The organism is Nocardia cyriacigeorgica (genome assembly GCF_029868385.1).
Taxonomy (GTDB): domain Bacteria; phylum Actinomycetota; class Actinomycetes; order Mycobacteriales; family Mycobacteriaceae; genus Nocardia; species Nocardia cyriacigeorgica_F.
In genome coordinates, this window is the sequence record NZ_JARWNX010000040.1 from 245,951 (window position 1) to 252,078 (window position 6,128).

A 6,128-nucleotide genomic window follows, 5' to 3' on the forward strand; every position below is an offset into this window, starting at 1 on the left:
CGAGCTGTCGAACGCCGGACCGGAGGGGTGGGCGGTCCGGTTGTTCGGGAATCAGCCGGTGAAGTTCTTGAGGCCCTCGAGCGAACCGAGGAAGACGTCCAAGAGGCCATCGCCCGCCACGGCCGAGCCGAGGGCCGGAATCATGGCGCCGAGCAGGTCGCTGAGCGAACCCATAGCGAATCTCCTTCTACGAGACTTGTTGCGAATCCCTCTCGGCTGTCGGGGGCGACTCCGAGAGGTAGGTCACGTAAGTGTCTCTACTGTGACGTGGGCAACATACCAAGCGACTGTTTGTGTTGACAAGGGGTTGTTTCACATTTTGTCGGGTCATGGGATGTACTGGCAGGTCGGATAGATAAAACGCAGGTCACGCCCCATGAATTGGGGGCTTGGGGGTGTTGGTCAGTCCTCGGTGGCGAGGGCCTGGCGGAAGGTGAGCCGACGTTGGGTCTGCATCAACGACCGTCGGTAGACCTTCTCGGCCACGATCACGATGCCGTAGGTGGCGGCTGCCATCAGGGCCAGCGCGACGATCGGCTCCCACCAGGCGGCCGTGCCCTCGGCGAGGCGGCCGGGCATGGCCACGATCGACACGATGGGCACATACGACGCGACGACACGCGCTGTACCAGACAGGAAAATTCCAGCAAACAGCACGATCATGATGAGCAGCGACATCGGGGTGGCCGTGGACTGGAGGTCTTCGCTGCGAGTGGCGAGCGATCCGGCCACCGCCCAGAGACCGGCCAGCGCGAGGAACCCGACCACGAAGAAGACGATGAACCAGCCGGCGGCACCGGCGATCTGAGCGACCTGACCGCCTCGGTCGGTAGCCGCCAACCCGATCAGACCCGCCACGACGAACAGTGTGAGCTGGGCGAACGCCATGACGGTATTGCCCGCGACCTTGCCGATCAACAACTGGCGCACCGGAATCGCGCTGGCGAGGATCTCGACGATCCGGTTCTGCTTCTCCTCGACCACGCTCTGCGCGATGGACATGCCGAACAGGATCGACGACAGATAGAACAGGAATGCGAATACCAGGGCGACGATGGTGGCGAGACCGGCGTCCACCGCCGCATCGTCGAGCAGGTCGTAGGTGACGGCGCTGCCGCGGGCAAGGGCTTCCACCGAGGTCCCGGCCGCGGTGGCATTGTGCGCCAACGCGATCTGCTGGGCCGCGGCGGTGATGTAGGTCTTGACGTTGTCGTCCTCGGTGGTGTCGCCGATGAGCCGCCAGCCACCGGATTCGGCGAGCAGACCGGCCTCGACGTCGCCGTCGCGGACCTGTTGTTCGAGTGCGGCGGCGTCGGCCACCGGGCGGGCCGAGAAGGCGATGTCGGTGTCCGCGTGCTCGGCGATGACATCGGCGGTGGCGACGACTTGACCGGCGGCCTGGTCGGTGATCGCCACGGTGATCTGTTCGGTACGGCCGCTGACGAAACCGCTGATCGCGAGTGCGGCGACGATGGCGACGATCGTGACGACCGTGGAGATCAGGAAGTTCCGGTCGCGCAGTTTGACCGCGATCTCGCGCTCGGCGACGATCAACCAGGCTCGTCGGGGTGCGGTGCTCATGCGGTCACCTCGCGGAAGATCTCGGCTACGGACGGGCGGACTTCGGCCAGCTCGTGCACCGAGCCATGTGCGAGTGCTTCGGTGAGCAGGGCGTCGGTGCTCACACCGCTCAGCTCCAGCAGAACGCCGGTCCCATTGCTTTCGACGACGCGCACACCGGCGAAATCGTGCAGCCAACCGGTGTCGCCGCCGATCCGGAGCCGATGGCGCACCGGACCGGCGGCACGCAGTCGATCGGCCGAACCGTCGGCGACCACGCGGCCTTTCGCGAGGATGACCAGATGGTCGCAGAGCCGCTCCACCAGATCGAGTTGATGCGAGGAGAACAGCACTGGCACGCCCTGAGCGGCATACTGTCCCAGCAGGTCGGCCATCGCATCCACGGCGACCGGATCCAGACCGGAGAACGGTTCATCGAGAATCAGCGCCGATGGCTTGGCGATGAGAGCCGCGGCGATCTGCACGCGCTGCTGGTTACCGAGCGACAGCGATTCGAGTTTGTCGTCGCCGCGCTCTTGGAGCGAGAACCGTTCCAGCAGATCGGAAGCCTGCTGCTTCGCCTCGGCCGTCGACAGACCGCGCAATCGGGCGAGATAGATCAGCTGATCGCGGACGGGTTGTTTGGGGTAGAGACCGCGCTCTTCCGGCATATAGCCGAACGATCTGCGGTCCGCCGCCGTGGCCTGGTGTCCGTTCCACCTGATGTCGCCACCATGGGCCGCGAGGACGCCCATGATCATGCGCATGGTGGTGGTCTTGCCCGCGCCGTTGGCGCCGACGAAGCCGGTCATGGTCGCCGGGGCGACAGTGAAGGAGACATCGTCGACCGCGACGTTATCGCCGAATCGGCGCACCAGGTGTGCGACTTCGAGCATCGACATCCCCACTTCTCGTCCGGTTCCGATGTATGCGTCGAGAATTTCCTCTCTACCGTACTGGCTGGTTCGGTGGTCGAGCCGGATCAGACGTGGTCCGGTTGTTCGGCGAGCGGTTCAACCGCCCAGGTGCTCGCGGAGTTCGGCGACCTGAGCGGCCCGGCTGTCGCCCAGCTCCCGGAACAGCGTGAACGCCAGGTCGAGGCAGATAAGCGCCTCTTCTCGGCGCTGTGCGTCGATGAACGCCTTGGCACGCCAGAACTCGGCGTCGGCGCGTCCTCGGTGCGCTTGCTCCTCCTTGAACAGTTCTGCAACCGTGCGGAACTCGGTCTCGGCTTGTGCGGCCTCACCTCGGGCCAGAAGCGCGCGCCCGCGGACGAGACGGGTCTTGGCCCGGTTGTCGGTCTCGTTGGGGTGCTGATCGAAGTAGGCGATAGCGGGTTCGATGTCGTCGACCATGCGATCCCATTGTCCGGCCTCGGCGCGGGCGCGGTTGCGTTGCAGGCGTAGCAGAGCGAAGATCCGCGCCTTGTCCTCCGGATTGATGCCGGCCTCGGTGGCGGCCGCCGTGACATCCCATGAGCGCTGGTAGAAGTGTTCGGCGCGGGCGTAGTGTCCGGCGCGGGCCGCGGTCTTGCCCAACCACTCCAGGGCGCTCTGCTCACCGATGACGTGCCCGATCCGCCGGGCCGCGGTCAGGAACTGATCGAACGTGGCTTCGGCCTCGTCGAGCCGTTCGGTGGCGAGGTAGGCCGCGCCCAACTGCTGGCTCAATTGCATGGCGCCGATATCGCTGCCCGCCGCACGGGCAGATTCGAGCCCCGCTTCATGGGTTCGAATCCAAGCGTCATGAAAACCGTGCAGGTGCAGGTACTTCCACATGACGACACACAGCTGCCAGGCATCATCGTGGAAGCCGTTGCGGTGGGCCGCGCGGACGGCGGCGACCAGGTTCGGGCGTTCCACGTCGAACCAGGCGAGGCTCACATCACGGCTGAATTCCGGGAGGTCGGCTCCGTAATACTGGACCGACCGCGCGGTGACCGGCGCGACCCACCAGCGGCTCGACAGCGCCCTACCCCGTGGAATGGCGGTGCGCAGACACCAATCGACCCAGCGACGGATCACGTCTCGACGAACGTCGGGCTCGTCGGTCGCCTCGGCGCGGATGCGCGCGTCATCACGCAGCACCGGGTGGAAAGCGTAGCGTCCGTGACTCGTTTCGGTGAGCAGATGCAGTTCGGTGAGCTGCGCCAGCACCCATGCGGTGTGGTCGGGATCGGTATCCAACGCTGCCGTCGCAGCCGACAGACAGAAATCCGTGGCGGGTAGGACGCCGAGTCGCCGGTACGCGGTGCGTAGTGCGGGTTCGATGCTGGTGTAGGTCGCTTCGAGGAAGCGCGCTATGCGGCGCTCGGTGCCGATATCGAGCAGTGACAGCTCGGAATTCCGCAACCGCGTCAGCAGGGGACCGGCGAGGGCGGCGCGGCCGCGTAGCTGCGCGGCGAGCAGTTTGATCGGCAGCGGTAGCCCGCCGCAGAGTGCGACCAGATCATCGATGGTGCGGGAATCGAGTTCGGCCGCGGTCTGTCGCAGGCCGTGCCGGAACAGCAGGATCGACGACTCGTGCGTCAGCAGTTCGGGGGTGAACGGTTCGAAGCCGTGATCACCGGCCAGGTCGCGCTGCTCGAACGACGATGTCGCGATGACGACGACGCCAGGTGCGTCGTGCGGTGTCAGCGCGAGCAGCTGGACCTTCTGACCATCGGGCACCGACTGATCGGAGTCGGACACCTCGAGCCAGCGCAGCACATGAGTGAGTAACTCGCCCACGGGAATCGGATCGCCGTCCGGTCCGCGGCCACGGAGCCAGATCAGCGGTCCGCTGATCAGATCGCGATAGATCTTCGCGAACTGGGCCACGAGGCTGGAGACGCCGAGGCCCTCGAGACCGTGCGCGTACATTCGCGTCGTGATGCCCTGATCTCGGCAGGTTTCGACCCATGCGGCCATATCTTTCATGACCTGTTCGCGGTCCAGGAACGGATTCGCCCACGGTGGTACCCAGCTACTGGTCACAACGACCTCCCCGCCAGTCGACAGTCCCCACCGCTCGACTCTATCGGATTCGAGCGAGCAGGGGCGTCTGCGTGGGGGATTATCAGATCATTGTGAGGCGGAATGATATTCGGTGCGCACCGATGCGTGCGGTCTGCTCCGCGCCGGTATCGGGGAAGTCTCGGTGCATGCGGTGTGCGGCGGCAGCGACGAGCGCGGGCCACATCGAGAGATCGACAGGTGCGGACAGTTCGATCTCGGACCGGCCGTACTTTCGGTGCAGCATGGTCAGCAGTGTGGGGGCGACGACGGTGACGACCATCGAGGCCGAAGGGTATGTGGCGGTCAGATCATTGTCGGTGGTGGTGCGTTCCGGGCCGATGACGAGGATGTCGGCGTTGGCGCGTATGTCCGGTCGGGGGTGCGTGATATCGACCGCGGCGAGGGTTTCGGTCGTGCGGGCGCCGCGCCGCGCCGCCGGCGTGACATCGCCCGGCCAGCTGCGGATCAGGATCTCCGCACCGTCGTCGGTGCACGCGACCCGGCATGAGCGCACGGCTTCACGTTCGACGTCGAGTCCGGGGTTCGGATAAGGGGATACCGCTGCTGTGGTGGGTGGTTCGTCGAGGTCGATCATCCGGTAGAAGGTTGTGCGCAGGATGTCGGCGCAGCGGCCGGGGCGAGAGCTGGCTCGCTGGGTGATCCGCGTCGAGAGCGAAGGGTCGTGCTGGTCGCGGGCCTGGGCGAGTTGTTCCGGTAGGGGGCGGCGCCGGTCGAGATGTGGGGCCGCTCGACCGAGCGATTCGGCGGCGGAGCCCGGTGCGACCTCGTGCTCCGGGAACGCGGCCAGCACAGTCGGAATCGATAGCGCGGCAGCGTAGCCGGTCACTGCTCCGTGGTCGCCGATCACTACATCGGAGGCGATGAGCGCGGCCTGCCAACCGTGCAGCGGCGGGATGAGTCGCAGACCCGAACGGAGCGCATCGGTGAACCAACGGCGCAACTGCCACGGTCCGTGGGCGAACCAGACGTTGGGGTGGATGATGGCGGCGACGATGTGATCATCGAGGGTGAGTTCGGCGAGGGCGGCGTCGATCAGCTCCGGGTTGCGGCCGAGCAGCGAGTTCGGGCCCCAGGTGGAGGTGAGGGTGACGACGGTTGTGTCGGGGGCGGCGCCGAGTGCGTGGCGGTACTGCTGGCGCAGTGGGAGACTCGCGGTGAGCCGGTCCAGACAGGGATCGCCCGCGACCACCGCGTTCGGTACGGCCTCGGGGGTGGTGCAGGCCAGGAGGGAGAGGTCGCTGTCGTGGGGAAGGACGACCGCCGCGGGAACGGTGCCCTCCCGATACAGCCACCGGCGGCCGAGACCGTAAACGTCGTCGCTCGTCGCTCGTCGCTCGTCGCTCGTCCCCAGTCGCTCGTCGCTAGTAGCCCGTAGCGGTTAGCAAGTCGCGGGTCGCAGGTAGCTAGTAGCGCGTCGCTCGTAGCTAGTCGCGGGTCGCCGGTCGCTCGTCGCTCGTCGCTCGTCGCTCGTCGCTCGTCGCTCGTCGCTCGTCGCTCGTCGCTCGTCGCTCGTCGCTCGTCGCTCGTCGCTCGTCGCTCGTCGCTCGTCGC

General features: G+C 66.4%; 5 protein-coding genes. All 5 read right to left on the reverse strand.

The annotated features are described in order from the left end of the window. Positions 1–51: 51 nt before the first annotated feature. On the reverse strand, positions 52–174 hold the full coding sequence (locus QH168_RS11270) for a hypothetical protein (protein ID WP_280234526.1): 123 nt from the start codon (positions 172–174) through the stop codon (positions 52–54). Positions 175–402: 228 nt separating this feature from the next. Continuing rightward, positions 403–1,581, reverse strand: coding sequence for an ABC transporter permease (locus QH168_RS11275; RefSeq protein ID WP_280234527.1), 1,179 nt, complete (start codon positions 1,579–1,581; stop codon positions 403–405). Then, entirely contained in the window at positions 1,578–2,456 is an 879-nt protein-coding gene (locus QH168_RS11280; RefSeq protein WP_280234537.1) for an ABC transporter ATP-binding protein, read from the reverse strand. Before QH168_RS11280 ends, QH168_RS11275 begins: the two co-directional genes overlap by 4 nt. Before the next feature lie 117 nt (positions 2,457–2,573). Further along, positions 2,574–4,535 carry a tetratricopeptide repeat protein gene (locus QH168_RS11285; RefSeq protein WP_280234528.1) on the reverse strand — a complete coding sequence of 654 codons (1,962 nt, stop codon included), beginning with the start codon at positions 4,533–4,535 and terminating at the stop codon, positions 2,574–2,576. An 82-nt stretch (positions 4,536–4,617) separates the two neighbouring features. Further along, positions 4,618–5,766, reverse strand: a complete 1,149-nt coding sequence (locus QH168_RS11290; protein ID WP_280234529.1) for a hypothetical protein — start codon at positions 5,764–5,766, stop codon at positions 4,618–4,620. Positions 5,767–6,128: the final 362 nt, after the last annotated feature.

Excerpts from the sequence above, each read along its gene's own strand:
- QH168_RS11280 (WP_280234537.1), bottom strand. The coding sequence starts at position 2,456 with ATGCTCGAAGTCGCACACCTGGTGCGCCGATTCGGCGATAACGTCGCG.
- QH168_RS11275 (WP_280234527.1), bottom strand. The coding sequence starts at position 1,581 with ATGAGCACCGCACCCCGACGAGCCTGGTTGATCGTCGCCGAGCGCGAG.
- QH168_RS11270 (WP_280234526.1), bottom strand. The coding sequence starts at position 174 with ATGGGTTCGCTCAGCGACCTGCTCGGCGCCATGATTCCGGCCCTCGGC.